We start from the raw sequence: 26165 nt of genomic DNA on the forward strand, positions 1-26165 counted from the left end.
GCTCTTCCCATGACAAAATCTCCTTCCGTCATGGTGAATCATGATTTGCGCGAAAACCTAATCCCATGAGTCAATTTCATCGGGCTTCGGTATTACGGATCGTCATCGATACCCGTCCGAATATCGTCTGGGTGGGGCCCCGCGGCAGGCCCTCCGCCCTCACCTTTCCCTCATTGCGTCGTGCATATGCTGGGCGATGGGCGAGAGAATATAATCGAGGACGGTGCGTTTGCCGGTCTTGATTTCGGCGGTGATCGCCATGCCGGGTTCGACGGGTGTCCTGACGCCATCGACGGTGAGGGTCGGATCGTCCATTTCTATGCGGGCGACATAGACGAGCGCGCCCGATCGCCGGAGCGCATCAGGGGTTTCCGACAGCGTCTGCGTGCCGGATCGGGCCTCCCGCGTCAGTTCCGGGTCGGGCTGGGCATCGCGCGCGATTTGCGCGACACGACCCTTGATCAGGCCGTAATGCGTATAGGGAAACGCCTCGACCTTGATCTCCACCGGCTGGCCAGCGCGCACGAAGCCGACGTCGCGGTTCTCGACGACCGCCTCGATCGCCACATGCTCCGACGATGGTACGACCTTCAGCAGCTGCTGCCCGGCCTGCACGACGCCGCCTTCGGTATGGACCGTGAGATCCGCCACCGTGCCATCGACGGGGGCCGTGACCGCGGTGAGCCCGGTGCGGCGCTCGGCTTTCGCCAGTTCACTCATCCCCTCGGCGCGTTCGCGCATGGCTTCTGAGAGATCGGAGCGCCAGTCGCGCTCCGTCTCAGCGGCAAGTCTTTCGCGATCGGCCAGTTGCGCCTGGACGGCCGCCTCGGTCGCCTTGCCCTTCTCCACCATCACCTTGCGCTGGCTCGTCAGCTCGGCCTCGGACTGCGCAGCATTTAGATAATCGATGCGCGAGCCCCAGGCTTCCGCATTGCCTTTGAGGTGGATCTCGGTGCGCTCATGCGCCAGCGGCAATTGCGCATCGATCTTTGCAACCTCGGCCTCATAACTGACGGCTTCGGCGCGTTTGGAGGCAATCTCGCGATCGGCTGCCGCGAGTTTGGCCTCACGCCCGGCCTTATCGGCCAGATAGCGCCCGCGCGCCGCTTCGATCGCGGGTTCATCCGCCTCGACGCCGGCGAAGGGGTTCATATTGGCGGCGGGTGGGGTGATGAGCGCTGAGAGCCGGGCGATATCGAGGTCTGCGCGCATTGCCGCATCGCGAAACCGGTCGCGGTCGGCCCTGGCAAGCGTCGGATCGAGGAGGATCAGCGCCTCCCCCGCCTTCACCTGTGTACCATCATCGACGAGGATCCTGGCGACAGTCCCGGCCTCAAACGCCTGCACCTGTTTGGTGCGCCCGACCGGCACGATCTTGCCGGGCGCGGTGGCGATGAGATCGACCTCGCCGACCGCCGCCCAGCCAAGCCCGGCGGCAAAGAGCGCGCAGAGGACAAAGGTCGTCAGCCGTAGGCTCGGCGAGGCCGGCGTCTCGACGATCTCGAGCGCTGCCGGCAGGAAGGCGCGTTCCACCTGCGTCACCGTACCGCCGCGCCGTGGCAACGCGATGATCTCGGCACCGGACGTGTGTCGCTGCGGGCTTGTCATGACATTCTACCCGCTGATCGGCATGATCGGTGGCTTGGCGGCCGCGGCCGTGACCTTCTGGATCGCACGCGGCGGCCGAGGCCGGCCGTTACACTTGGCGCTTGGCGGCATCAGCGTGTCATTGTTCCTCAGTGCGGTCACCACCTATGTTCTCATGCTGAGCGGGCCGCAGGTCCCGTCCCTCCTCTTCTGGTTGTCGGGCGGGTTTCAGGGACGCTCCTGGACACAACTCGGCTATATGACGCCATGGGTCGCGGCTGCCTTCGTCGGCGCACTCATCTGCCGACGCATCATCGGCCTGTTCCTGCTGAGCGAGCAGGTGGCGGCCGGGATGGGCGTCAATCTCGCGCTGTGGAAGCCGGTCTTGCTGATCCTCGCCGTGCTTCCGGTCGCCGGCGTCGCCCCTGTTGCTGGTCCCGTCGCCTTCGTCGGCCTCGCCTCCCCACATCTCGCCCGCCTCCTGCGGCCAGAAGGCCCCGGCTGGACGTTGGGCTTCAGCGCCGCGATCGGCGGCTTCATCACGCTGTCGGCGGATTTTGTCGCCCGCACCGTCGCCCTGCCCCGCGAACTTCCCATCAGCATCATCGCAGCACTGATCGGCGGACCCGTTTTCATTTATCTGACGCAGCGGCGCGATCTGTCTTTCAGAGGCGAGCGATGACGCCCGTGCCTGGGATCGCGCGGAACCGAAGAGGTTTGTCCTCCCTCCCGGCTTTGGCGGGTCTCCTCCTTCTGACGCTCGGCCTTTCCGTCTTCCTTGGTGTGGCCGACCTGTCTGTATCCGATATTATGTCGGTGCTCGCGGGCAATGGTTCGCCGGAGGCGCAATCGATCATTTTGGATATCCGCCTGCCACGCATCGTCACGGGCGGCCTTGCGGGCATCCATTTTGCTGTGGCCGGCCTGATCCTTCAAACCATCACCCGCAATCCGCTGGCCGATCCGTCGATCATGGGCGTCTCGCAGGGCGCGACGCTGAGCGTCACGCTGTTCCTGCTGTTCAGCGTGTTCCTGCGCGATCCCGGCACCACGGCGCGCATCACCGAGATGCCGCTCGAATGGCTGCCGGCCGTCGGCATGGTCGGCGGCCTCATCGCCGGCGCCGCCGTCTACGCCTTGGCCTTTCGCCGGGATCTCGGCCCCTTGCGCATCACCTTGTGTGGCATCGCCATCGGCGCGGTGCTGCACGCCATCGCCATCGGTCTGATTGCCGGCTGGGGATCGGCACGCATCGAGGTGCTGCTCGAATGGCTGTCCGGCAGTCTTTATGCCCGAAGCTGGGAGCACGCGCTCTTCCTAGCGCCCTTCACCATCGCTGGACTGCTGGCTCTCCTGCCGATCCGCCGCGCGCTCGATCTCTTGCAGTTCGAGGCGCCGGTGGCGCGCTCCTTCGGCCTTCCCTATCGCCAGCACTTCTCCTTCGCCCTGTTTCTGTCCTGTGGACTGGCGGCAAGTGCAGTCGGAGCCGTGGGGCCGATCGTCTTCGTCGGGTTGATCGTGCCGCATCTGGCCCGCGCGCTCGCCGGCGCGAAGACACAGCTTCTTTTGCCGCTGACCGTGACGCTCGGCGCCATCACCATCACCTCAGGTGATCTGATCGGCCGCCTCGTCAGCCAAGCCGATGAAATTCCGATCGGCGCAGTGACGGCCGTCTGCGGCGTGCCTCTTCTCATCGCGCTGTTGCGCAGAACCCCTTGAGGCCGCCCATGCTGCTTGCCTGCTCCAAGCTCACTGTCACCTATGGCGGGCGCATCGCGCTCAAATCCTTCGATCTCACGCTGCAGCCCGGCGAGGTGCGCGCCCTGATCGGGCCGAACGGCTCGGGCAAGAGCACCGCCTTGCAGGCCATGGCAGGCCTGCTGCGGCCCTCGGGCGGGCGGGCTGTGATCGACGGGGTCGCCGTGGACGCCATTCCCCGCCGACGCCTGGCGCGTCAACTCGCCTATCTGCCCCAGCAACCCACGGCGCCGGATGAAATGACCGTTGCGCAACTGGTCCGCCAGGGGCGCTTCGCCCATGTCGGCTTGCTGCGCAGCTACAGCGCCGACGATGAGGCCACCATCGGCTGGGCGCTGGAAAGCACCGGTCTCTTAGCGCTTGCCGACCGCCCCTTGCGCGAACTCTCCGGCGGCGAACGACAGCGTGCCTGGATTTCGGCGGCCATCGCCCAGGAGGCGCGCATTCTCCTGCTCGATGAGCCCACCTCCTTTCTCGACATCGGCTATCAGGTCGAGATCATCGATCTCGTCTACCGGCTCAGCCGGGAGCGGGGCGTGAGCATCGTGATGGCCATTCACGATCTCAACCAGGCCATGTCCGTCTGTGACCGGATTTCGCTTCTGGCGAAGGGTGAAACGGTCTTCGATGGCGACCCGAAAGATCTGGCAGAGACCGGGCTCATCGAAACGGTCTTCCGCGTTAGAGGCACCTTTGTGCCGATCGCGCCGAACGCACCGCCGCATTTCGATGTCGAGCTGGCGCACCGGCAGATGAGAGATGGTGTACTGGCGCGATAATGATCGGCGCTTCGATTGGCGACAAAGATGAGAGTCAGCGGCTGTGTCCCAGCGCTGCTCGTAGCCAATCAACGCCGTAGCTGTCGCTGACTTCCGGTTGTCGATTGTCCCGTGTCTTCGAAATATATGCTAATTTATCATGTTTTTGCGTAGAGGACACACCGCCTGTGTAAGATGCTACAAAACACTAAGCTTAGTTCAACGCCGTTAGCGAAGACGATCCAACTGGAGTCAGCTGGCTAGCCCCGTCGTCTGGCAAAATAGCGCGCAGGCGTTTCGCCGAAGGCTCGTCGGAACATGGCGATGAAATTGCTCGCGGTGGCATAGCCTAGGGAATCCGCGACGTCGCCGACCGTGTCGCCCTGCGCCAGCCTTTCCAGCGAATGGACGAGACGCGCCTGCTGGCGCCATTCGGCGAAGCTCATGCCGGTTTCAGCCAGGAACAGCCTCCGGGCGGTGCGCGGCGAGAGCCCGGCGAAGGCCGCCCAGTCCTCCAATGTGCGCGTGTCGCCCGGATTGACGAGGAGACCCTTGGCGATCTTCTGCGCCCGGCGATCCCTAGGCATCGGCAGATGCAGAGGCTCGCGCGGTGCGGCGCAGATCTCGTCCAGAAGCACCGTGGTGAGGCGCGCCTGTTCCGGTGTCAGGCGCTCGGCCCGTGCCCAGGCCGCAGCGCGCAAAACGAGAGCATGCATCAATTCATCCACGCCAATCACCCGTGGCCGGTCTGGAAGACCTCCGCAGGCAGAAGGCGCGATCAGCACGCTCCAGGCCGAGAGAACCCCCGACATGCTGCCCCAATGCTGCTCGCCCGGCGGAATCCAGCCGGCCCGGCGCGGCGGCAGCAGCCAGGAGCCCTGTGGCGTGCGGATATGCGCCAGCCCGCTATCGACGCAGATGAGCTGGCCCCGCCGATGGCTGTGCCATTCGGTCTCATGATCGCCCACCGGAAACTCGGCATCGAACGCTGCGCTGCCGCTCACCGCGATCAGCGCCGGCCCATCGAGCCAGTCCGTCAGTTCGATCGATTCGATGGGGCGACTCCAATGGTTTGGCAGCTTCTCAGCCTATTTTGTCCTGATACGGTTATCACGGCAAGGCCTCCCTCCCCTAGTCTGGAGATGTCGAAAGCGGCTCGCCGCTCCATCCCACACATCCAAAAGGTGACAGCCTTGACTTCTTCCTCCCATGCGGCCGCGCCGCCCTCGTCTCTTCTGAAGCCTCATGTACCGCTCTGGTCGGCCACGGTGATCGGCTGCCTGTCCTCCGCCATGGTGGTGATGGACGGCGCGATCGTGAATGTCGCGCTTCCCTCCATGGCGAGGGATCTCGGCCTGTCGATGACCGGCCAGCAATGGGTGGTCGATGCCTATCTCATCGTGCTCGGCGGCTTCATGCTGCTGGCCGCTCGCCTCGGCGATCTCTACGGGCGGCGCCGCGTGCTGCAGATCGGGCTCACCCTGTTTACCGCCGCAAGCCTTGCCGGCGGCTTCGCATCGGATGCCGTGGCGCTTTTGTCCGCGCGCGCCGTGCAGGGGCTCGGCGCGGCGGTGCTGGCCACGTCGACGCTTGCGGTGATCGCGGCCGCCTATCCCAAGGGCAAAGAGCGTGACCGGGCGATCGGCTACTGGACCGCCTCCGGCTCCATGGCGGCGGCCTTCGGCGTTCTGCTCGGGGGCGTCCTGACGGCCTATGCCGGCTGGCGCTGGGTCATGTTCGTTAACGTCCCGGTCGGTCTGGCGCTGCTGGCGATGACGGCAGCCAGCCTCTCGCCGGTGCGGCCCAAGGGGAAGACGGCTGTTCTCGATATCGGTGGGGCAGTGACCGTCACCGGCGCCTCGGCCAGCCTCGTCTATGCGCTCGCCGAAAGCGTGACACTGGGCTGGACCTCGCGGGAAGTCCTGCAAATTTTGGCCATCGCTCTTGGCCTCGGCCTCCTCTTCGTCGCCATCGAGGCGGGCGCAAAGCAACCATTGATCCGGCTCGGCATCTTCCGGCTGCGCAATGTGGTCGCCGGCAATCTGATGCTGATGGGCCTCGGCGCGACCTTGACCGCCTCGCTGTTCTTCCTGTCGATCGCGCTGCACCAGATCGCCGGCTATGGCGCACGCGACGCAGGGCTTGCCTTGCTGCCCATGTGCCTGGCCATCGCGGCGACCGCGCTCGGCGCGCGGCGCCTTAGGGAGCGCCAGGTGCCGCATTTGCCCCTCATCGGCGGCATGGTGGCGGCCGCCGGTCTGGCCTGGCTCGGATATCTGCCCGCATCGGCAGATTATCTGCAAGACGTGCTCGGGCCGACAGTGCTCATGGGCTGCGGCACGGGCCTACTCATCGCCAGCGCCGTGCATGCGGCGATTGCCGGCATTGCACCGGCCGATACCGGTCTTGCTTCCGGCCTTCTCAACACCTCGCGCCAGATCGGAGGCGCACTCGGCATCGCCGCCCTCGTCGCGCTAGCGCATGCAACGGCCGAAGGGCACGCAGGGGAAGCGGCGGACCACGCCGCACTGGCTGGCTACCACGCCGCCTTTCTCGCGACCGCCGCCATCAGCGCCTTGACGGGCCTCCTGTCCTTGGTGCTGCGGCACGACCCGAGCTGAGAAGCAAAGAAAGCCCATTGCTCCTGTCGGGGCGATGGGCCTCGTCGGCCGGCGGCTGGACATCGCTTTCCGGCGCGGTAGACCGTCCGCCAGCCTTTCCCCCTCCGACGAGACGGTGCCTATCGGTCGAGCTGCCGGCGCATACTCTCGCTGTCGTAGTAGTCGGCAAGATAAGAAATGCGCGCGTCTCGGACGCGAAACAGGGACGCACCGCGAAGGCGGATCGGCTTTGTCGCGGCTTGCCCATCGGCTTTATACGCGCCCGAAACTTCCCACTCGAACGCGATGCCGGATGCGCTCTCGATCGGTTGCTCGATCATCCGCCAATGGAGATCGGGCAGCAGCGCAAAGAGCCCGCGCATCGTCCCGTCGATCGCTGCCCTCGCTTCCTGCTCCTGCCCGAGGCTGGAATTGAAGTAGACGGAATCGGGAGCGAGCATGGCCGTGGCCGCGTCCGGATCATGGGCGTTCCAAGCCGCGACGTAGCGAGCGACGATGGCGGATGGGGTGGGCGGTGCAGCGTGCGCGAGCAGCGGCAGGCCCGCCAAAAGAAGACCGGCCAGAAGCATCTGGCGCCTCACGCAGAGGTCGAAGGGAGAAGGCAGCATACTTCGCTCCTTTGGCTTGGGAGACAAGCGGCAGATCACCAGCGATAGGAGAGGCTGGCGGTGACGAGGCGGCCATTGCCGTAGAAGCATCCGCCCGCGTTGAAGCAGGAGGAGACGGTGCGCTTGTCGAACAGGTTGGTGACGTTGAGTGCTGCCTGAACACCTGTCAGATCGGGTCGCATCGCGCCGACGTCATAGCGGATCGCGGCATCGAACAGGGTTGTGGCGGGAACCGAGAAGCTGTTGACGGGGTCTCCCGCACTCTTGCCGACATAGCGCGCTCCGCCGGACAGGCTGAGACCCGCGAGGGCGCCGTCGGTGAAGTGGTAAGTGGTCCAGAGCGATGCGAGCACATCGGGCACAGCGACGAAGCGCTTCCCAAGGGCGAGCGGATCGGTGTCCTTCTGGACGGTGGTGTCGAGCCAGGTATAGGCGCCGATCAGGTCGAGCCTGTCCGTGAGGGCCGCACGCGCTTCCACCTCGATCCCGCGCGAGCGCACTTCGCCGGTCTGAACCTTGTAGAAGGGATGCAGCGGATCGACGGTGCCGACATTCTCTTGCGTGATGTCGAAGCCGGAGAGGCCGACGAAACTGTCCTTGCCGGGAGGCTGATATTTGATGCCGACTTCGGTCTGGCGGGCGGTGGTCGGCTCGAAGGCTTCGCCGCCGAACGCCGTTCCGAGCACGGGTTCGAAGGAGGTGGAATAGCTGGCATAGGGCGCAAGCCCATTGTCGAAGAGGTAGACCGCGCCGACACGCCCGGTGAAGGCTTGGTCGTCCTGATGGGTCGTGCCTCCGCCGAGGCGGTCTTTCGTGTCGAGCATCGACCAGTCCTGCCGGCCGCCGAAGGTGAGCGCCAGCCGGTCGATGCGGATCTGATCCTGCACGTAGATCCCAGTCCGGCTCCAGTCCTGCCGGTCATCCTGCGCGACCGGCGGACGGGCGAAAGGCCGGCCGTAGACCGGCGCCCGATAATCGATCGGCGGCGCGTCACCAAAGCCCGACGCGAGCGTATCCGCCCATGAGCCTTGATAGCTCAGGCCCAGCAGAACCGTATGCCGCAGCGCGCCGGTGTCGAACCGGGCCTCGGCCTGATTGTCGATCGACAGGCCGTCAAGGGACTCGTCCGACCACGAGGCCGCGCGGTTCAACTGGCTCGATGTGGCGCCGAAGGGGAAGACGAAGTTTCCGGCGACGCCTTCGAAGCTGGTATCGACATCGGCGTAGCGCAGGTTCTGGCGCAGGGTCCATGTCTCGTCGAAGCGATGTTCGAAGGCATAGCCGATCATGGTTTGCTGGCGGTCGTAGCTGTCGAAATCGGGCTCGCCCGGGAAGAAGCTGCGGGGAATGCGCCCCGCCGGATTGGGAAACAGCGTGCCGTTCGCCGGGAGCCAGCCGGCGAAGTTGTTGTGCGGGTCGTTTTGATAGAAGCCGAACACGGTCAGGCTGGTATCCGCGTCAGGCGCCCAGGCAAGGGTCGGCGCGAGAAGGACCCGCTGCTGCTTCGAAAAATCGGCCTGCTCATCGACGCGCCGGCCGAGACCGCTGAAGCGATAGCTCCACTCGCCGTCCTTCGTGATCGGCCCGCCGAGATCGAAGGCCGCCTCGGCGCGGTCGCGATTGCCGGTGGTGAGCGTCACCTCGTGGAAAGGTTCGTCTGTGGGACGCTTGCTGACCATGTTGACGATGCCGCCGGGGCTGGCCTGCCCATAGAGCACGGATGCCGGGCCGCGCAGCACCTCGACACGTTCGAGCGCATAGGGGTCGATGACCTGCGCAGCCCATCCGTCCCCTTTGGCGAGCGGCAGGCCATCCAGGAATTGCGGGTTGGTCGCGCCGGCCGCGAACCCGCCGAATCCGCGCAGGAAGACGCTTTCCAGCACACCACCGATGCGGGTATCGGCAAAAACGCCCGGTGTGTAGCGCAGGCTATCGGCGACGCTCTTGACGCCCTGCTGATCGAGCTGCGCACGGGGAACGACAGAGATCGCCTGCGGAACATCGATGAGCGGCGTATCGGTCTTTGTGGCTGTCACGGTGACGTGCGCCGCAACGCCTTCGACAGGATCGGGACCATGCTCAGGCCTATCCGTTGCGGTGATGGTTGGCAGGACCGTCGCCTCCTCAGCGCCCGGATGACGGGCCCGTGTCGTCGCCGTATCGAGCTCTATCGCCGGCCGCTCCTGTGCCCATGAAGGTCCCACTGCGGCTGAAGTGAGCAGGATACCCAGAGCAGCCCTTCCCCAGGCCAAGCGTACGCTATGAGGAAAACTGGAGGAAAACAGGGACATGGTCGCGGCCTCCAAAAACATCGGATGACCGGACCTTATGGCTGTTGAACGACTGCGTCAATAAACATAGGATGATTGGGTGACCATATTTATTTAGAACCTGTCAAAGGAAGACGCTATGAGAATTGAGCAGTTCAGATTGCATGATCTGGCGGCCTACCCGCTGGTGCATTTCGTCGGTGACACGACCGTGGCAGGCTATGCCACGCGATGGTGCGAAGAAATGGACCAGCTTTTGGCGGGCTCGCAGCCATTCGTCCTGATCTATCCGCCGGGGGAGCGGGACGAAGCGCATCAGGACCGCGTTATCCGAGGCGGCTGGTTGAAGCGCAACAAAGCGAGGCTTGCTGACATATGCCTGGCGCTGATCGTGATTGAGCCGGACGCGGCCCGGCGCGCCGACCTTGAGGCGATGTTTCCCAATCTCGTCAAGGCTTTCGGGACGCCGCAGGCCGCGCGAGGCAGCGCATCTGAAGCAGAAGCGCTGGCGCGTCATCTCCTAGAAGGCGGAGGTTTGGAGACTGCCTGATCCGGGCAACGACGCCATTAGCTCAGGCCAACAGGGAACCTCTGCGGAAGGAACGCTCGCTCATCCTGTTGCAGGTGCAGCGCACCAGATGGTGGTCACGCCGATCTAGAAGCGGCAAGAGCTTCGATGACCGGCGCAACGATCGCCTGCGCGGCCTGCGCGGCCCCTTCCGCATCCTGACGGCGGATCGCGTCGAGAAGCCGCTGGTGGGCGGCAAGACCGGGCTCCGGCAGTTGGACGTCGGCAAGCGCGGCCGAGGTGTTCTGTCGAACCGAAACGGAAAAGAAGCGATAGAGTTCAGCGAGCGCCGAATTCTGCGTCGCCTGCGCGACTGCCAGATGGAAGGCCGCATCTCGCTCGACGAAGCCGTCGAGATCGGGCTCGTGTGGCAAGTCGCCGCGTTTTTCGAGGAGATCGGCCAGGCGCGTCATATCCTCGTCAGTCCGACGAAGAGCCGCCATGCGTGCCGCTTCTGTCTCCAGCATGGCCCGCAATTCGAAATGATCCCGCAGGCCGGCATGCGTCACCCGACGCATGACTTCGGCCGGATCGACGCTGAGCCGGACATAGGTACCGTCACCCTGCCGGACCTCCAAGACCTTGGCATGCGAAAGAACCCGCACGGCTTCGCGCACCGTGTTGCGGCCCACCTGGAGCGCATTCGCAAGTTCGCTCTCATTCGGTATGCGATCGCCGACCTTCCAGCGTCCATCTTCTATCTCTGCGCGGATGAGATCGATCGTGGAGTCGACAAGAGAGCGCCGCTGGGCAAGCGGAAGACTGGTTGCTGGCGGCATAATGGGTCCTTCTTGAAAAAATCCGATCGTCCGGCCTAGGCCGCCGCAGGTGAAATTGGCCAGCCAAGCATAAACATTGGATGAACCCTAACTCGGCAGCAATGGATCAACATGGTACGTGTCCGATCTATCACGACGCGCCAGCGATATCGGCTGAGCTGAGCTTCGTCGGGACGATCGGCTTTATCGGACTTGTCGGACCGCACATCGCTCGCCTGATCCTCGGCGAGGATCAGCGTTTCTTCCTGCCGGGCGCAGCGCTTTCAGGTGCGTTGCTGCTGTCGTTGACCTCGATCGTTTCGAAGTCCATCATTCCGGGCATCGTCTTTCCGATCGGCATCATCACAGCGCTGGTCGGCGTGCCATTCTTCTTCTCGCTCGTTCTCTCGAATAGAAGCCGGTCATGGTAGAGCGTCACTTGCGATAAGTCGGCGCTCTGGCGATCGCATGGCGCGCATCTATGCCGAAAAGGGGCAAGGCGACGATAAGTGTCGCCTTCGTCAACATCGATGAAGCGCCGCAGGCATTGAGAATGGCATGGTCGAAGCGCCCGATCCCTATGCTCCCTATTATAAGGTCATATGGGAGGCATGAACCATGGCTGCTATGCCATGTCGCTCGTAGGCTTGGGCATTTGCCTTGGCTGACAACGCGGGAGCATCCGGCTCAGCGTACCGCCGACTGAGTGGCAGAATGCATTTTTCAAGTGACCCTGTGCCTTACCGGAGGGCAAGCACGACATGAGCGACGTCAAAAATCCTGCAAAACGGTCGTCGAATCATGCCAGACGGCTTTGGTTCGGTTGGCGTGATGGGCTGCTACGATCTGCTCGCTTTGCCGTCCTGACGCAGGAGGCCGCCGCGCAGGAGTTGGCGATGGCGCTCCTGGCTGCCTTTCAGGTGGGCGCGCATGGCTTCGCGGGCGGCCTCTTCGTCGCCATTGGAAATCGCCAGGACGATTTTCTCATGTTCGGCATTCAGCTGGTGGAAATAGACCATCTGGCGCGCTTGGTCGCTCTCGGTGACGATCTCGGCCTGGGGAATGGCGGAGACGCCCTGGCTCTTCAGGAATTCGGCAAAGCCCGGATTGTTGGTGGCTTCCGAAATCGCCAGATGCAGCGCAAAGTCGCTGTCGCGGATCGGCCGCCCGGCCTCAATGCAAGCGAGAATGCGCGCCTGACAGTCGAAGATCCGCTCTTCCTGGGCCGGGGAACGGCGCAAGGCGGCAAGGCCGGCGGCTTCTATTTCCAGCGGCGTGCGGATTTCCAAGAGTTCAAGCACGGAGGTGACGCTTTCGCGGTCGAGCCGCTTGTCGACAGAGGCGGGCGATGGCGGGCGCACATAGACGCCCGATCCCTGGCGCGCATCAACGAGAAGATCGGCCCGCAGCACGGCAATGGCCTCGCGCACAACGGTGCGGCTGACATTGTAGCTCTGCGTGAGCTGCGCCTCGCTCGGCAGGCGCGCGCCGGGGGGAAAAGCGCCGGACAGAATCTGATCCCGCAGCTCATCCGTGACCTTGGACACGAGCGTGCCTTTTCTGCGGACGGAAGGCTGTCCCTGTTCGTTCAAATCAGAACCCCTAGCGATAGGTTGAAAAGTTGTCAGGCAAATTTTCGTTATAGGACGAAATTTGTCACTTCAAGTGGAAAAGCGCAAGGCTCAGCTCACACTTCGCATCCCCACAGCTCCAATTGGGTGAGCGCGGGAAAGGGCGAGGGATCGTCGGCCTTGATCAGGCTGTGCAGCCGCACCCAGTCCACCTCACGCGGCGGGAGCGCAAATCGCTGTGCCGAGCCGGTTTTCTTCAGCGAAACCTGGTCCCTTTGCCCGTTCGACCAGGTCAGGCTGGCCGCCTCCCACCAGGCATCATGCGGAAAATCGGCGCGGAGATAGAAAACAGCCTCGTCGATGCGCACCCGCCGGCCGAACTCGATGGTCAGGCTTGCCTGAGGATCGCGGTTGATGCCCCAGCTGGTGAAGGGCCAATAGCCGTGATCAGAGGCCGCCTTCTCCCCGTCAATGGCGTTCCTGGCGGCGAAAACCGCTTCGCCGCGGGTCTCCACATTGGCGACGGCATGGGGGAAGACGGCCGTGATGCCGTGATCGTCATAAGGGTTCAGCGCCAGATTGCGCCGCCCGGCCACCTCTTGCGGGCTCAGCAGGCGGCAGCTCAGCCGCTGCAGATCGCCGGCGAAGGCCTGCGGCGAATAGGCCTTGCGCCTGTCGGCTCCGGGAATACGAAACAAGACGGGACTGGCAGTGAGGAAGAGGCGCGCCGGGGCCATGCCGGCATCGAGCGCCACCTCGACATGACAGGGCACGTTCGAGCAGGCGAGCAGGATCGCATCGCCCTCGCGATAGGCATGGCGCGCCACCAGCACGGCTTCATCCTCGCCTTGCGCGCGCGCAAGATGCAGGCCGGCCGCATCCACAAGGGCAATTTCGATGGTCATGGGGTCGCTCCGTCGATGGTCAAGGTCAGTTGCGGCCCGGCAAGCGGCAGCAGCAGGCGATAAATCCGCTCCGGCCAGGACTGGCGCAGGCGCGGATCCTCGATGGCGATGGGCTCGATACGCGTCGGGCCGGCGCCCGTCACGCGCAGAACCGCGAGATCGCCGAGAACAATGCCTGCCTCGGTCACGCGCGGCTCTTCAACCACCATCAGCGAGAGCTCGCAAGCGAGATCGCCATCATAGCGATCAATGATCTCGACATGGCTGTCCTTGACCAGGCGAACGCTGCGGCGATAGGCCCGCAAGCGGGGATCAGCGGGATAGGCGCCGGCGAGATCGAGCCCGATGCGCGGCTGCCCGGTATTGAGGTCCACCTCGACATCGCGCGCGGCGAAGGCTTCGCCGGCTTGCTGCATCAGGCCCTCGAAACTCGGCAGAGTGTGGAAGGCCGATTGCATGGTCCAGATCTCGTAACGCTGGGGCGAGAAGGTTTTGGCGGTATAGGTGCCGACCCCGACATCGATCAGCAACGGGCGGCCGTCGCGATAGAGGATGACGCTGCCGACATCATTGTGATTGTGGCTGTCGCCATTGTCACCGGCCTTCACCGCCAGGGTGAAGCGGCTGTCGCGGGCGATGAACAGGCCGATGCTCGGATAGAAAATATCGGGCGGGGGCGACGGCTCTTCCTGAAAGGCGCGCATCTCTTCGACGCAAAACAGCGCCTGCAGCCGATAGACCAGATTGATTTCCTCTGAAAACAGCGGCTCGCCCGCCGACCGCCAGTCGGATGCCGCAAACGCCATCGGCGCCCGGGCGCCGACCGCCTTGCCGAAGAGATAGTCACGCGCACCGCAAGGGTCGCAAACCGCGGCGCAATCGGCGAAATTGATGTAGCGGCGGCCCGCCACATGCACGTGCCTGATGTAGTCGGCGATGTTGCGGATCTTCGGCTCATTGAAGAGCGGGCCGAAGGCATCGGGCGCTAGGGACGAGAGCGTGGCCAGCGCGTTGAACAGGCAGAGGCCGGCATGGCGGTAATATTGCGCGCCCTCCTCGCAGGCGCCGTCCTCACCATAATCCTTCAGGAAAGCATCGATGCTGCCGGCCGCCTTGGCCAGCACCTGATGGCGCAGCGCCTGGTCACCGGGACGCAGGAACACTGTCCAGAGCACGTTCTGCGTACACCAGACGGTCCAGTTGTTCATCGGCTCGTCACCATTGCCCATCCACCAGAAATGCTCGGTGAGATATGGGCGGACAATCCGCCGATCGAGTTCGCGATGGAGACGAGCGGGCAGGCCGGGCGCGGCCTCTTCCAGCCTGCCTTCCAGGAGAAACAGCGCGGCGGCCAGCTGCGCGCCCGTTTCGGCGGCGAAGAGGTCGATCACCGGCCTATCAGGATCGGGCAGAGGCAGGCGTGCGCCACCGCGCCCATAGGCATTGTGAGCCGGCAATTGCCAGCCGCTTTCCTCGGCGATCAGCCACAGCCCATCGATGATCCCATCGAGAAAGCGCCCCCGCCCCTCGACGCATTCCGCCAAAATCAGGTCATTGAGGCGGCGGCGGCGGGCGAAATAGGGCGTCTCGAAGCCGACGCGGTCGCCGCTGCGGCGATAGGCGAGCGCAAGCGTCGCCGACAGCGCCGGCCAGTCCGTGCCGAGATGGGCCTCGCCCGCAGCCACCACCGCGCGGGCAAGGTCAGGTGGCAGGCCGCCCCAGGCGGCCCGATCCTCGATCGACGGCGCCGGCCGGAAGCCGTCCAGATGCGCCGGCACCAGGTTAAGACGCCCACTTACCATATCCCGCACCTGGCCCCCCACCTGTCGCATCGCACACACCCCCGCCCCTGTCAGCCGCGACTTATATCATACAGATTTTGAGAATCCATCTTTACAAGACCAAGTTATTTTGCAACTTATCTAAAAAAAGAAAATACGTGTTCATAAGTTGTCTGATAGGGCGACAATCCCGCGGGAGGTGCGGTGGTGAACACGGGGAGCGCTGGGGAAAGAGGAGGATCTGCGCTTGGTGATAGCACGCGAGGATTACGACATTCCGGTCGCCGTCCGCCGGCCGCTGCTCACGCGCCGTCAGCGCCAGCGGCGCGCTACGCTGGTGGCCTATTCCTTCATCGCCCCGAATTTTATCGGCTTCCTGATCTTCACGCTGGGGCCGATCCTCTTTGCCTTCGCGCTGGCCTTCATGCATTGGGACGGCTCCAATGCCATGCAGTTCGCCGGGCTCGACAATTTCTGGCGGCTGTTTTCCGACCGCGCCTTTCTCACCGCCTTCTGGAACACGCTGGTTTATACGCTGGTCTCGGTGCCGGCGACGCTCGTCTGCGCGCTCGGCCTCGCCGTGCTCCTGAACCAGAAGCTGCGCGGGCGCGCCTTCTTCCGTGCGGCGATGTTCTTTCCCTATGTCGCCTCGCTGGTGGCCGTCGCCGTGGTCTGGAACATGGTGTTCAATCCGGAGATGGGTCCGGTGAACATGCTGCTCTACGAGCTCGGCATCGACCCGAAGAACCTGCCCGGCTGGGCTGCATCCAATAGCTGGGCGATGGTGACCGTCATCCTCTTCGGCATCTGGAAGAGCATGGGCTACTACATGGTCATCTATCTGGCCGGCCTGCAGGGCATCAGCCCCGAGCTTTACGAAGCCGCAAACCTCGATGGCGCCACGAGCTGGCAGAAATTCTGGCACATCACCGTGCCGCAACTGGCGCCGACAAGCTTCTTCGTCTCGGTGATGCTGACCATCCAGTCCTTCAAGGTCTTCGACCAGATCATGCTTTTGACGGAAGGCGGGCCGGGAACCTCGACGCTGGTGCTGGTCTACCACGTCTATAACGAGGCCTTCATCTCCTGGGATCTCGGCTATTCCAGCATGGTGGCGCTGGTGCTGTTCGTCATGGTGCTGACGGTGACCATCGTCCAGTTCCGCCTGACGCGGGAGGATTGAGCCATGGCACGCAAACCCCTTCGGCTGTTCGGCCACCGTGTCCACCTCCAGACCGTCATCGCCTATCTCTTGGCGATTGCGATCACCATCGTCATGCTGCTGCCCTTTGCCTGGATGCTCTCGGCCTCGCTGAAGCTCGACCGCGACGTCTTCGCCTTCCCGATCGAATGGATCCCGTCGGCGCCGCGCTGGCAGAACTATGTCGATATCTGGACGCGCATTCCGCTCGCTTTGTTCATCTACAACACGACCAAGCTGACGGTGATCGTCACGCTGTTGCAGCTCTTCACCTCGAGCTTCGCGGCCTATGCCTTCGCCAAGCTGCGCTTTGCCTATCGCGAGGTTCTGTTCCTCGCCTATATCGCCACCATCGCCATGCCCTGGCAGGTCTATATGGTGCCGCAATTTCTTGAAATGCGCGCGCTCGGCCTCAACAACACCCATCTGGCGCTGATCTGCCTGCAGGCCTTCACCGCCTTCGGCGTGTTCCTGATGCGCCAGTTCTACATGAGCATTCCCGACGAGCTGTGCGAGGCCGCGCGCATCGACGGCATGAACGAATACCAGATCTGGTTCCGCATCATGCTGCCGCTCTCCAAGCCGGCGCTGTCGACGCTGACGATCTTCACCTTCGTTTCCACCTGGAACGACTTTCTCGGGCCGCTAATTTACCTGACCAAGACCGAGCTGAAGACCATCCAGATCGGCATCCGCATGTTCATCACGCAGTATTCGACCGAATACGGGCTGATCATGGCCGCCTCGATCGTCTCGCTGATTCCGGTTCTCATCGTCTTCCTCGCTTTGCAACGCTTCTTCGTCGAAGGCATCGCCTCCAGCGGTCTGAAGGGCTGACCCCATGACGCTCGTCTCCGAACCATCCTTGCTGCCCTCCCCTGCTACCGAAGCGCAGGTCGCGCGTGCGCTCGATGCCTGCGTGGCGCAGGTGCGCCGCAATCTGCCGCAGTTCACCTATCGCGCGCAGAATCATTCGAGCGTCGGCAATGTCTATCCCGCCGTCGATAACGATCAATGGACAGCCGGCTTCTGGCCCGGCCAGATCTGGCTCGCTTACGAACAGACCGGCGACAAGCTCTTTCGCCTGGCAGGCCAGATCCAGGTGCAGAGCTTCCTCCATCGCATCGTCAACCGGATCGCCACCGACCACCACGATATGGGCTTTCTCTACAATCCCAGCTGCATCGCCGCCTTCAAGCTTGTTGGCGACGAGGATGGACGGCGCGCGGCGCTGCTGGCGGCCGATCAGCTGGCCGAGCGCTTCCAGGCCAAGGGCGGCTTCATCCAGGCCTGGGGCGCGATGAGCGAACCGGGCAATTACCGCTACATCATCGACTGCCTGTTGAACCTGCCGCTGCTCTATTGGGCCGCGCGCGAGACGGGCCGGCCGCGCTATCGCCAGATCGCCCGCATCCATGCCGCCACGACGCTGGCCCACTCCGTGCGGCCGGATGCCTCGACCTATCACACCTTCTTCATGGACCCGGAGACCGGCGCGCCGCTGCATGGCGCCACCAAGCAGGGCTATAGCGACTCTTCCTCCTGGGCGCGCGGCCAGGCTTGGGGCGTCTATGGCATGGCGCTCGCCTATCGCCATGAGGGCCGACCCGAATATCGCGATGCTTTCCACCGCCTGCTCGGCTACTACCTCGCGCGCCTGCCGCAAGATCTCGTGCCCTATTGGGATCTGATCTTCACCGAAGGCGAGGAGCCGCGCGATTCCTCCTCGGCCGCCATCGTCGCCTGCGGCCTTCTAGAGATGGCGGATCTGGTCGAGGAGCCGGCCCAGGCAGAGGATCTGCGGCTTCTGGCACGTCGGATGATGGCAAGCCTGATTGCGACCTATGCGGTGACGGATCCCGAGACCTCGAACGGCCTCCTGCTGCACGGCACCTATTCCAAGAAGACGCCCTACAACACCTGCCGGGGCGAAGGCGTCGATGAATGCGTATCCTGGGGGGACTATTACTACATGGAGGCGCTCACCCGCCTCTCGCGCCCCTGGTCTTCCTATTGGTGGTGATGGCGAGGAGAGCAGACATGGCCCCGATTTCGCTTCGAAAACTCAACAAGACCTATGGCGCCCTCACGGTCGTCCACGACATCGATCTGGAGATCGCCGACAAGGAGTTCATCATTCTCGTCGGCCCGTCCGGCTGCGGCAAGTCCACGACGCTGAGAATGATCGCCGGTCTGGAGGAGATTTCCGGCGGCGAGCTGGTGATCGGCGGCGACCTCGTCAACGACGTGCCGTCCAAGGACCGCGACATCGCCATGGTCTTCCAAAACTATGCGCTCTATCCGCATATGACGGTCTACAAGAACATGGCCTTCGGCCTGATGCTGCGCAAGGCCGCGCGCGAGGAGATCGACCGCAAGGTGACGGAGGCCGCGCGCATCCTCGATATCGAGCATCTCCTGAACCGCAAGCCCAAGGCGCTTTCCGGCGGCCAGCGCCAGCGCGTGGCGCTCGGCCGCGCCATGGTGCGCAACCCGGAAGTCTTCCTTCTGGACGAGCCGCTCTCCAATCTCGATGCCAAGCTGCGCGGCACCATGCGCGCCGAGATCGCCAAGCTGCACAAACGGCTGAACGCCACCTTCATCTATGTCACCCATGACCAGATCGAGGCCATGACCATGGCCGACCGCATCGTGGTGATGAAGGACGGCCATATCCAGCAGGTGGATACGCCGCAGATCCTCTATGACCACCCGGTCAATATGTTCGTCGCCGGTTTCATCGGCGCGCCGCAGATGAACATGCTGACGACGACGATCACCCGCACGGAGCAAGGCTTCGCCGCCCGCTTCGCCGGCCAGGATCTCGTTCTGCCGCGCCATCTCGACCCGCGCCTTATCGCCCCTTACGAGGGGCGCGAGGTGGTTCTCGGCCTGCGCCCCGAGCAGTTTTACGAGCGTGCGCCGGCCGATATCGCCGCCGAGAATCTGATGGAGATCGAGACGCTGGTGGAGCTGACCGAACCGATGGGCTCCGAGGTTCATCTCGGCCTCACCTGGAGCGGCACCGCCATCACCGCCAAGCTTTCCGCCCGCTGCAAGGCGCGCGAAGGCGAGCGGCTGGCTCTCGCCGTCGACATGAGCGGCGTCCATCTCTTCGATCCCGAAACCCAGCGCTCGCTCTTTGCACCCGAGCCCGTCAGGCGGGAGATGGCGGCATGAACTGGCTCGCCCAGCTCTATCTGGCCGAGGGGCCGGGAATCGACAAACATGCGCCGCGTCGGCGCGGCCTCGCTCTGGTGGCCGAAACCGTCTGGCGCGAGGGCTTCGAGCTTATGAAACTCAATCTCCTCTTCGTGCTCGCCTGCCTGCCGGTGGTGACCATTCCCGCCGCCTGCGCCGGGTTGATGCGGGTGAGCCTGTCGATGGCGGAAGATCGCAACGTCTATTTGCTGCAGGATTTTCTGGCCGCCAGCAGAGGTTTCGCATGGAAGGCAAGCCTTGGCTGCGCCGGTCTTGTCCTGGCACTCATGGTTCCGGCCTATGCCGCCTCGACCTATGGCGGTCTGGCACTCTCCAACCCGCTCTACGCCGCGCCCTTCGTGCTCTCGCTTTCGGTCGCAGCACTTCTCCTGGTGGCCGGGGCCTATGGCCTTGTCCTGATGGTGCGCACGGACTGGCCTTTGCGCCGGCTGGTGCCCATGGCGCTGCGCGCGGCCCTGGCAGAACCGCTGCGCCCGCTGGCGGCGCTTGGCTTCATCGCGGCGCTCTGGCTCGTCCATGTGCTGCTCTATCCGGTCTCGGCGCTGATGCCGGCCGTCGTCAATTTTTCCTTCGGGGCGCTAGCCGTGGCCTTCAGCGTTCTCGACATGGTCAACCGTCTGATCCGCGCGGAAGAGGAGCCCACGGATCGGGTTTGAAAGGCACGCTGCGGCGCGAGGCGCCGAACGATTAGAGGAGGTGAAACACATGACACGCCTGTTGCAGACAACATCCCTGCTCGCGCTTTGCGGCATGAGCCTTGGTTCGCTCGCGCTGATGCCGGCCGCGGCGCAGGCCGAGCCGGTGACCTTGAACTGGGCGCTCTGGGACTATGCCAAGGGCCCCTATTTCAAGGCGCTGATCGATGCCTATCAGGCCAAGCATCCCGAGATCACGATCAACTATACCGATCTCGGCTCGACCGATTATTCCACCGTGCTCCAGACGCAATTGACGGGTGGCGGCGGCGATCTCGACATCATCACCGTCAAGGATGTGCCGGGCTATGCCAATCTCGTTCGCTCGAAGCTTCTGGAGGATGTGAAGGGAGCGGTCGCCGATCCCAAGCCCTATGCCGGGCTGATCGAGGCGATGACGGTGGATGGCGGCGTCTATGCCCTGCCCTTCCGCAGCGATTTCTGGCTGCTCTATTACAACAAGGATCTGTTCGACAAGGCCGGCCTTGCCTATCCAAGCAATGACATGACGCTCGACCAATGGGCCGAGACGGCGGAAAAACTCTCGGGCGGCTTCGGCGCCAACAAGATCTATGGCTCCTTCCTGCATGTCTGGCGCTCGACCGTGCAGCTGCCCGCCATTCTCGACGGCAAGAACACGCTTGTCGGCGGCGATTATGCTTTCCTGAAGCCTTATTACGAGCGGGTGCTGAAGCTGCAGGAGGATGGCGCCGTTCCGGCCTATGCCTCGCTGAAGACGACCAAGACCCATTATTCCGGGCCCTTCTTCAACGGCACGGTGGCCATGCTGCCGATGGGCACCTGGTTCATCGCCACACAGATCGACAAGGTCAAATCAGGCGAGTCCAAGGCCGTGCATTGGGGTCTTGCGAAATATCCGCATCCCGACGGCGTTCAGGCCGGCACCACCGCCAGCCAGGTGACCAGTCTCGGTGTCTCCGTCAATTCCAAGCACAAGCAGGCCGCGCGCGATTTCGTCGCCTTCGCCTCGGGGCCGGAAGGCGCCGCGGTGCTGGCCGGCACCGGCACCATTCCGGCGCTGCGCGACGATGCCGTGATCGACAAGATCACCGCCACGCCGGGCTTCCCGCAGGATGCCGGCAGCAAGGAAGCGATGAAAACCGCCAAGACCTTCCTGGAAATGCCCGTCAATCTCAAGGCGGCGCAGATCGAGGTGCTGCTGAACCGGGCCCATGACGAGATCATGACGAAGAACATCTCGGTCGAGGACGGGCTGAAGCAGATGGGCGAAAGCATAAAGCCGATCCTGACGCAGAACTGAGCGGGCGCCCGCTCGCGAGCACACAATCAGCAGGGTCGACCCACCGGCCGGCCCTCTCGCTCCCTGCCCCGTGCAGAAACCATCGCTTTCAGGACAGGCTTATCCAAGGACAGGCATTGCCGATGACCGACCCGTTGCTCAAGGCCAATCCGCTCCATGGCAATCCCCTTGCCGGCCGAGCCGACCTCGAAAAGGCGGCGCGCGATTGCGTCCAGCCGCTGCTGCCCTTCTTCAGCGAGAGCGGCGCGCGGGTGCGCTTGAGCGGCGCTGCCGCCATCTTCGACCGGGCGGCGGCCGAACTCGAGGGCTTCGCGCGCCCTCTCTGGGGCCTCGCGCCACTTGCGGCGGGCGGCGGCGGTTTCGACCATTGGGCGCTCTACAGGCGCGGTCTGGTCGCCGGCATGGACCCCAGTCATCCCGATTATTGGGGCGATGTTGCCGACCGCAACCAGCGCCTGGTCGAGCTCGCGGCCATCGGCCTGGCGCTGGCGCTTGTGCCCGAGAACATCTTCGAGCCGCTGGATCCGCGCGAAAAATCGATCGTCACCACCTATCTCCTGCGCGCCCGCGCGCGCGACTATGTCGACAACAATTGGAAATTCTTCCGTGTTCTGGTTGATCTCGGTCTGGAACGCTGCGGCATCGAGGTCGACCGCGACGGCACCCATGCCTATCTCGACCAGCTGGAAGGCTTCGCGCTTGAGGACGGCTGGTATCGCGACGGGCCGGTGCGCCGCGCCGATCATTACGTGCCCTTCGCCATGCATTTCTACGGGCTGATCTATGCCCGGCTGCAACAGGGTGACGAGGCCAGGGCCGAACGCTTTCGCCAGCGCGCGCGCCGTTTCGCACTCAATATCCGCCATTGGTACGGGCCGGATGGCGCGGCACTCGCCTTCGGCCGCAGCCAGACCTATCGCTTCGCCGCGGCCGGCTTCTGGGCGGCGCTGGCCTTTGCCGATGTCGAGGCGCTGCCCTGGGGCGAGATCAAGGGCTATTATCTGCGCCACCTGCGCTGGTGGAGCGCCCAGCCGCTGGCCGATCGCGATGGCGTGCTGTCGGTCGGCTATGCCTATCCCAACCTTCTCGTCAGCGAGAGCTACAATTCCGCCGGCTCGCCCTATTGGGCGATGAAGGCCTTTCTGCCATTGGCCTTGGCTGAGGGGCACCCCTTCTGGCAGGCCGAAGAGCTGCCCGCGCCTCACTTCGACGCGCCCGTGCCGCTGCGTCCCGCCGGCATGGTGGCGCAGCATATGCCCGGCAATGTCACCCTGCTCTCCTGCGGCCAGGAGCACGAGGCCATGCGCGGCGCAGCGGAGAAATACGCCAAATTCGCCTATTCCACGCGCTATGGCTTTTCCGTCGAGGCCAATGACCGGCATTTCGACGGCGCTGCGCTCGACGGCATGATCGGCTTCTCCTTCGACGGCAAGCATTTCCGCATGCGCGAGCTGCTGGAGGAGGCCCGCATCGCCGGCGACCTGCTTTATGCCCGATGGCGCGTTTTCGACGAGATCGCGGTGGAGACCTGGCTGATTCCTGCCACCCCCTGGCACATCCGCCTCCACAGGATCGCCACGCCCCGCGCGGTGAAGACCATCGAAGGCGGCTTCTCGGTGCGGCGCGCCGATTTTAACATCGACCGCTGCACGGCGGAAGCAGGCCGCGCCGAGGCGCAGACCGCGACCGACATCAGCGTCATCGCCGATCTCTCGCCAGGGCAGAGCCGTGCGGCGCGGACGCATTTTCCGCTGCCCAACACCCATCTTCTCCACAGCAAGACCATCGTTCCCCAGCTTCTGGGCGAGCTGCCGCCCGGCGTCACCCTGCTCGCCACCGCCGCCATGGCTCTGCCGCTTGATGTGGAAAGCACGGACGCGGCCTTGAACGTGCCCGCGCTGCCGGATCTCGCCGCCATCGAGGCGCGCTTTGCCGCCGAGGGCGTGGTTCCCGATGTCTTCGCGCTTCCCATGTCGCCCGCCTCCGGGCCCCGCCCCAATTGATTGAAAGGACAAGCCATGCTGACAGTCGAAACACGCTATGCGGTCCACCAGGATCACGCCCGGACCATGGGCACGGCCGAGTTGCGCCAGCATTTTCTGGCGCCGGATCTTTTCCGCGACGGCGAAATCAGGCTGGTCTACACGCATTATGACCGCTTCGTTCTCGGCGGCGCGGTTCCCTCAGGCGGACCGCTGGTTCTCGATCAGGTCGCGGAAACCCGCACCGCCAATTTCCTCGAACGGCGCGAACTCGGCATCGTCAATATCGGCGCGGCCGGTGTGGTGGAGGCCGCAGGTGCGCGGTTCGACATGGGCCCGGGCGATGTGCTCTATCTTGGGCAGGGCAGCGGCCCTGTCACCTTCTCCGGCGGCGGGCGCTTCTATCTGGTCTCGGCACCCGCCCATAAGAGCCTGCCCGCCCGGCTCATCCGGCTTTCGGAGTCACGCCAGATGAAGACCGGCGCGGTCGAAACCTCGAACAAGCGCACGATCAACCAGTTCATCCATCCGCTCGTTATGGAGAGCTGCCAACTGGTGCTCGGCTATACCACGCTGGAGGACGGCTCGGTCTGGAACACCATGCCGGCCCATGTCCATGACCGGCGCATGGAAGCCTATCTCTATTACAACATGGCGCCAGAGGCGCGCGTGCTGCATCTGATGGGCGAGCCGCAGGAGACGCGCCATCTCTTCGTCGCCAACGAGCAGGCCGCAATCTCGCCGCCTTGGTCGATCCATGCGGGCGCGGGCATTGGCGGCTATACCTTCATCTGGGCCATGGCCGGCGACAATGTCGACTATACCGACATGGACTTCGTCCAGCCGGGAGAGCTGGCATGAGCCCGCTTTTCGATCTCTCCGGCCGCACGGCGCTGGTCACAGGCGCCAATACCGGCATCGGCCAGGCGATCGCCATCGCGCTTGCCGGCGCCGGCGCCGAGGTCGTCTGCTCCGGCCGGCGGGACTGCGACGACACGCTTGCCGCCGTTAAGGCAGCCGGCGGCAAGGCGTCCTTCCTGCGGCTCGACTTCGCCGATCCCATGGCCGCCCGCGACGTTTTCGAGGACCGGCGCATCGATCTGCTGATCAACAATGCCGGCATCATCCGCCGCCAGGACAGCACCGACTTTACCGAGGCGGATTGGGATGCAGTGATCGATACCAATCTCAAGGCGCTGTTCTTCACCTGCCAGGCCTTCGCCAAGGCTCTGTTCTCGCGCGGCGAGGCTGGCAAAATCGTCAACATCGCCTCCCTGCTCTCTTTCCAGGGTGGCATCCGGGTGCCTTCCTATACCGCGTCCAAGCATGGGGTAGCGGGGCTGACTAAGCTTCTGGCCAATGAATGGGCGGCGCGCGGCATCCATGTCAACGCGATCGCGCCCGGCTATATCGAGACCAACAACACCCAAGCCCTGCGCGACGACCCCGAGCGCAGCCAATCCATTCTCGCCCGCATTCCCGCCGGACGTTGGGGCCGGCCGGAAGACATCGGCGGCGCCGCCGTGTTCCTGTGTTCACCTGCGGCCAATTATATCCACGGCACCGTCTTGAACGTCGATGGTGGCTGGCTGGCACGGTGATTGAGGCAATGATTGGAGGGAGGATGACAATGCGTCATGCTCGTCACAAAAGGGTAGATGAGCGATGACAAGGGAGCATCCTTCCTGTTCAAGGCGAATCCGCACGCTCCGGTTTTGCTTGCCGATCGCGCCACCGACACCGACTGGTTTCGCCACGCGCGGCGCCGCCATACTGTCCTCTCAGCGCCCGGCCTTCACGACGACGATGCGGAAGCCATTACCGCGCCAGAAGCCGTCTGGCTCAAGGCTGCCGCGATAGGTGCAGCAGGCCTTCTGCTTGCCGCTGGAAAAGCAGCCGCCGCGCAGCACCCGGCGGATCGACGGGCCGGCATCGAGCCGGCATGAAGAACACCGAGATATAGGCCAGCAGCCGGAGATACGGCGCCTTCACATCGCGTTGATTTTGGACTTCGCGGGAAAATGCGGGAAAAACCATTACGAAAATGGCCGACAGCAGAAACTTATCCTGCAGACCGCAGACGACATTGGCCCGGTTATAGATGCCGACCGCCGAAGCAGGCATGATGTAGCTCAGGATAAATTGCGACAACGCCTCATAGGTTCGATCAAGGACCGAAGAGGCCTCGTTACGGCCACCGAAGATGGCAAATTCGCGCGCTCCCCGTAGGCACGGCTTGGACATCCAGAATTGTGGCTTTGTCTGGAAGGGAAGCACGACGCGCAGCAGTGCTGCGGCAAGCTTCCCCCAGGCAAAGCTTATGAAACCGACATCGTGCGCTGCGAGAGCAATGGTCACGCCAGCATAGATAGATGTTTGATCCCAGGCTTTGATGGTGCCATCTTCTCACAGGAATGGAGGGAGGCACTATGGGTCGGGCTCTACACGGGAGCGCCACGACGACAGAGGCAGTGCGTCGAGCAATACACAATGGTCAAGAGAGCCTGAGGGCGCTTTTCAGACGATACGGAATCAATCAGAAGACCGTCGCCGAATGGAAAAAGAGGACCTCCCAGTCGGACTTGCCGACTTGCCCGA

General features: G+C 63.9%; 22 protein-coding genes and 3 pseudogenes. 16 read left to right on the plus strand and 9 right to left on the minus strand.

Annotated features, from left to right (window positions below; genetic code table 11):
* Positions 1-159: 159 nt before the first annotated feature.
* Entirely contained in the window at positions 160-1608 is a 1449-nt protein-coding gene (locus BMX61_RS25245) for an HlyD family type I secretion periplasmic adaptor subunit (protein ID WP_075627101.1), read from the minus strand.
* A 4-nt stretch (positions 1609-1612) separates the two neighbouring features.
* Here BMX61_RS25245 and BMX61_RS23250 point away from each other — a divergent pair.
* From BMX61_RS23250 to BMX61_RS23260, 3 genes and pseudogenes are all read left to right on the plus strand, one after another.
* Positions 1613-2269: pseudogene (locus BMX61_RS23250) on the plus strand (FecCD family ABC transporter permease); the annotation flags it as partial.
* On the plus strand, positions 2266-3306 hold the full coding sequence (locus BMX61_RS23255; protein ID WP_075627102.1) for a FecCD family ABC transporter permease: 1041 nt from the start codon (positions 2266-2268) through the stop codon (positions 3304-3306). The pseudogene BMX61_RS23250 and the gene BMX61_RS23255, both read left to right, overlap by 4 nt.
* An 8-nt stretch (positions 3307-3314) precedes the next feature.
* Complete coding sequence (locus BMX61_RS23260; protein WP_075627103.1) at positions 3315-4124, plus strand: ABC transporter ATP-binding protein; 810 nt, start codon at positions 3315-3317, stop codon at positions 4122-4124.
* Between the two features lie 239 nt (positions 4125-4363).
* On the opposite strand, the gene BMX61_RS23265 is transcribed toward BMX61_RS23260, so the two are convergent.
* Positions 4364-5107, minus strand: coding sequence for an AraC family transcriptional regulator (locus BMX61_RS23265; protein WP_234794800.1), 744 nt, complete (start codon positions 5105-5107; stop codon positions 4364-4366).
* 189 nt (positions 5108-5296) lie between these two features.
* Here BMX61_RS23265 and BMX61_RS23270 point away from each other — a divergent pair, with 189 nt between their 5' ends.
* On the plus strand, positions 5297-6724 hold the full coding sequence (locus BMX61_RS23270) for an MFS transporter (RefSeq protein WP_075627121.1): 1428 nt from the start codon (positions 5297-5299) through the stop codon (positions 6722-6724).
* 119 nt (positions 6725-6843) lie between these two features.
* On the opposite strand, the gene BMX61_RS23275 is transcribed toward BMX61_RS23270, so the two are convergent.
* The gene (locus BMX61_RS23275) at positions 6844-7332 is read right to left on the minus strand and encodes a nuclear transport factor 2 family protein (RefSeq protein WP_075627105.1); all 489 of its coding nucleotides are present in this window, start codon (positions 7330-7332) and stop codon (positions 6844-6846) included.
* A 35-nt stretch (positions 7333-7367) separates the two neighbouring features.
* Positions 7368-9623, minus strand: coding sequence for a TonB-dependent siderophore receptor (locus tag BMX61_RS23280; protein WP_075627122.1), 2256 nt, complete (start codon positions 9621-9623; stop codon positions 7368-7370).
* Between the two features lie 139 nt (positions 9624-9762).
* Here BMX61_RS23280 and BMX61_RS23285 point away from each other — a divergent pair, with 139 nt between their 5' ends.
* The gene (locus BMX61_RS23285) at positions 9763-10152 is read left to right on the plus strand and encodes a GntR family transcriptional regulator (protein ID WP_139311757.1); all 390 of its coding nucleotides are present in this window, start codon (positions 9763-9765) and stop codon (positions 10150-10152) included.
* A 95-nt stretch (positions 10153-10247) separates the two neighbouring features.
* Here BMX61_RS23285 and BMX61_RS23290 read toward each other — a convergent pair whose 3' ends face one another.
* Positions 10248-10949: a FadR/GntR family transcriptional regulator gene (locus BMX61_RS23290; RefSeq protein WP_075627107.1), complete on the minus strand. Its 702-nt coding sequence runs from the start codon at positions 10947-10949 to the stop codon at positions 10248-10250.
* Between the two features lie 158 nt (positions 10950-11107).
* Between BMX61_RS23290 and BMX61_RS23295 the strand changes: the two are divergent.
* Positions 11108-11359 (plus strand): annotated as a pseudogene (locus tag BMX61_RS23295) (iron chelate uptake ABC transporter family permease subunit); the annotation flags it as partial.
* A gap of 408 nt (positions 11360-11767) precedes the next feature.
* Here the strand turns inward: BMX61_RS23295 and BMX61_RS23300 are convergent.
* The 3 genes from BMX61_RS23300 to BMX61_RS23310 form a co-directional block, all read right to left on the minus strand.
* Positions 11768-12475 (minus strand): FadR/GntR family transcriptional regulator, encoded by a 708-nt coding sequence (locus BMX61_RS23300; RefSeq protein WP_234794801.1) that lies wholly within the window; start codon positions 12473-12475, stop codon positions 11768-11770.
* A gap of 140 nt (positions 12476-12615) precedes the next feature.
* On the minus strand, positions 12616-13404 hold the full coding sequence (locus tag BMX61_RS23305) for a carbohydrate-binding protein (RefSeq protein ID WP_075627109.1): 789 nt from the start codon (positions 13402-13404) through the stop codon (positions 12616-12618).
* Complete coding sequence (locus BMX61_RS23310) at positions 13401-15206, minus strand: heparinase II/III domain-containing protein (RefSeq protein WP_075627110.1); 1806 nt, start codon at positions 15204-15206, stop codon at positions 13401-13403. Before BMX61_RS23310 ends, BMX61_RS23305 begins: the two co-directional genes overlap by 4 nt.
* 253 nt (positions 15207-15459) lie before the next feature.
* Between BMX61_RS23310 and BMX61_RS23315 the strand changes: the two genes are divergently transcribed.
* The 9 genes from BMX61_RS23315 (at position 15460) to kduD (ending at position 25168) form a co-directional block, all read left to right on the plus strand.
* The gene (locus tag BMX61_RS23315; protein WP_407703824.1) at positions 15460-16368 is read left to right on the plus strand and encodes a carbohydrate ABC transporter permease; all 909 of its coding nucleotides are present in this window, start codon (positions 15460-15462) and stop codon (positions 16366-16368) included.
* A 3-nt stretch (positions 16369-16371) separates the two neighbouring features.
* Positions 16372-17223, plus strand: a complete 852-nt coding sequence (locus BMX61_RS23320; RefSeq protein WP_075627112.1) for a carbohydrate ABC transporter permease — start codon at positions 16372-16374, stop codon at positions 17221-17223.
* Between the two features lie 4 nt (positions 17224-17227).
* Complete coding sequence (locus BMX61_RS23325; RefSeq protein ID WP_075627113.1) at positions 17228-18409, plus strand: glycoside hydrolase family 88 protein; 1182 nt, start codon at positions 17228-17230, stop codon at positions 18407-18409.
* 17 nt (positions 18410-18426) lie between these two features.
* A complete protein-coding gene (locus tag BMX61_RS23330) occupies positions 18427-19566 on the plus strand; it encodes an ABC transporter ATP-binding protein (RefSeq protein ID WP_075627114.1) in 1140 nt (379 codons plus the stop codon).
* Complete coding sequence (locus tag BMX61_RS23335; RefSeq protein WP_075627115.1) at positions 19563-20264, plus strand: DUF624 domain-containing protein; 702 nt, start codon at positions 19563-19565, stop codon at positions 20262-20264. The genes BMX61_RS23330 and BMX61_RS23335 overlap by 4 nt, the downstream gene beginning before the upstream one ends.
* 49 nt (positions 20265-20313) lie before the next feature.
* The gene (locus BMX61_RS23340) at positions 20314-21585 is read left to right on the plus strand and encodes an ABC transporter substrate-binding protein (RefSeq protein ID WP_075627116.1); all 1272 of its coding nucleotides are present in this window, start codon (positions 20314-20316) and stop codon (positions 21583-21585) included.
* Between the two features lie 122 nt (positions 21586-21707).
* Entirely contained in the window at positions 21708-23588 is a 1881-nt protein-coding gene (locus tag BMX61_RS23345; protein WP_075627117.1) for a DUF2264 domain-containing protein, read from the plus strand.
* A 15-nt stretch (positions 23589-23603) separates the two neighbouring features.
* Positions 23604-24428 (plus strand): 5-dehydro-4-deoxy-D-glucuronate isomerase, encoded by an 825-nt coding sequence (gene kduI / locus BMX61_RS23350; RefSeq protein ID WP_075627118.1) that lies wholly within the window; start codon positions 23604-23606, stop codon positions 24426-24428.
* Positions 24425-25168: a 2-dehydro-3-deoxy-D-gluconate 5-dehydrogenase KduD gene (gene kduD / locus BMX61_RS23355; RefSeq protein WP_075627119.1), complete on the plus strand. Its 744-nt coding sequence runs from the start codon at positions 24425-24427 to the stop codon at positions 25166-25168. Before kduI ends, kduD begins: the two co-directional genes overlap by 4 nt.
* Positions 25169-25409: 241 nt before the next feature.
* On the opposite strand, the gene BMX61_RS23360 is transcribed toward kduD, so the two are convergent.
* Positions 25410-25925, minus strand: a complete 516-nt coding sequence (locus BMX61_RS23360; protein WP_075627120.1) for an oligosaccharide flippase family protein — start codon at positions 25923-25925, stop codon at positions 25410-25412.
* 71 nt (positions 25926-25996) lie between these two features.
* On the opposite strand from BMX61_RS23360, the pseudogene BMX61_RS24450 reads away from it, so the two are divergent.
* Positions 25997-26165 (plus strand): annotated as a pseudogene (locus BMX61_RS24450) (IS481 family transposase); the annotation flags it as partial.

This window comes from Xaviernesmea oryzae, from assembly GCF_900109605.1.
Lineage (GTDB): Bacteria > Pseudomonadota > Alphaproteobacteria > Rhizobiales > Rhizobiaceae > Xaviernesmea > Xaviernesmea oryzae.

Excerpts from the sequence above, each read along its gene's own strand:
- kduI (WP_075627118.1), top strand. The coding sequence starts at position 23,604 with ATGCTGACAGTCGAAACACGCTATGCGGTCCACCAGGATCACGCCCGG.
- BMX61_RS23290 (WP_075627107.1), bottom strand. The coding sequence starts at position 10,949 with ATGCCGCCAGCAACCAGTCTTCCGCTTGCCCAGCGGCGCTCTCTTGTC.
- BMX61_RS23305 (WP_075627109.1), bottom strand. The coding sequence starts at position 13,404 with ATGACCATCGAAATTGCCCTTGTGGATGCGGCCGGCCTGCATCTTGCG.
- BMX61_RS23325 (WP_075627113.1), top strand. The coding sequence starts at position 17,228 with ATGACGCTCGTCTCCGAACCATCCTTGCTGCCCTCCCCTGCTACCGAA.
- BMX61_RS23345 (WP_075627117.1), top strand. The coding sequence starts at position 21,708 with ATGACCGACCCGTTGCTCAAGGCCAATCCGCTCCATGGCAATCCCCTT.
- BMX61_RS23320 (WP_075627112.1), top strand. The coding sequence starts at position 16,372 with ATGGCACGCAAACCCCTTCGGCTGTTCGGCCACCGTGTCCACCTCCAG.
- BMX61_RS23340 (WP_075627116.1), top strand. The coding sequence starts at position 20,314 with ATGACACGCCTGTTGCAGACAACATCCCTGCTCGCGCTTTGCGGCATG.
- BMX61_RS25245 (WP_075627101.1), bottom strand. The coding sequence starts at position 1,608 with ATGACAAGCCCGCAGCGACACACGTCCGGTGCCGAGATCATCGCGTTG.
- BMX61_RS23260 (WP_075627103.1), top strand. The coding sequence starts at position 3,315 with ATGCTGCTTGCCTGCTCCAAGCTCACTGTCACCTATGGCGGGCGCATC.
- kduD (WP_075627119.1), top strand. The coding sequence starts at position 24,425 with ATGAGCCCGCTTTTCGATCTCTCCGGCCGCACGGCGCTGGTCACAGGC.
- BMX61_RS23335 (WP_075627115.1), top strand. The coding sequence starts at position 19,563 with ATGAACTGGCTCGCCCAGCTCTATCTGGCCGAGGGGCCGGGAATCGAC.
- BMX61_RS23280 (WP_075627122.1), bottom strand. The coding sequence starts at position 9,623 with ATGTCCCTGTTTTCCTCCAGTTTTCCTCATAGCGTACGCTTGGCCTGG.
- BMX61_RS23275 (WP_075627105.1), bottom strand. The coding sequence starts at position 7,332 with ATGCTGCCTTCTCCCTTCGACCTCTGCGTGAGGCGCCAGATGCTTCTG.
- BMX61_RS23255 (WP_075627102.1), top strand. The coding sequence starts at position 2,266 with ATGACGCCCGTGCCTGGGATCGCGCGGAACCGAAGAGGTTTGTCCTCC.
- BMX61_RS23330 (WP_075627114.1), top strand. The coding sequence starts at position 18,427 with ATGGCCCCGATTTCGCTTCGAAAACTCAACAAGACCTATGGCGCCCTC.
- BMX61_RS23310 (WP_075627110.1), bottom strand. The coding sequence starts at position 15,206 with ATGGTAAGTGGGCGTCTTAACCTGGTGCCGGCGCATCTGGACGGCTTC.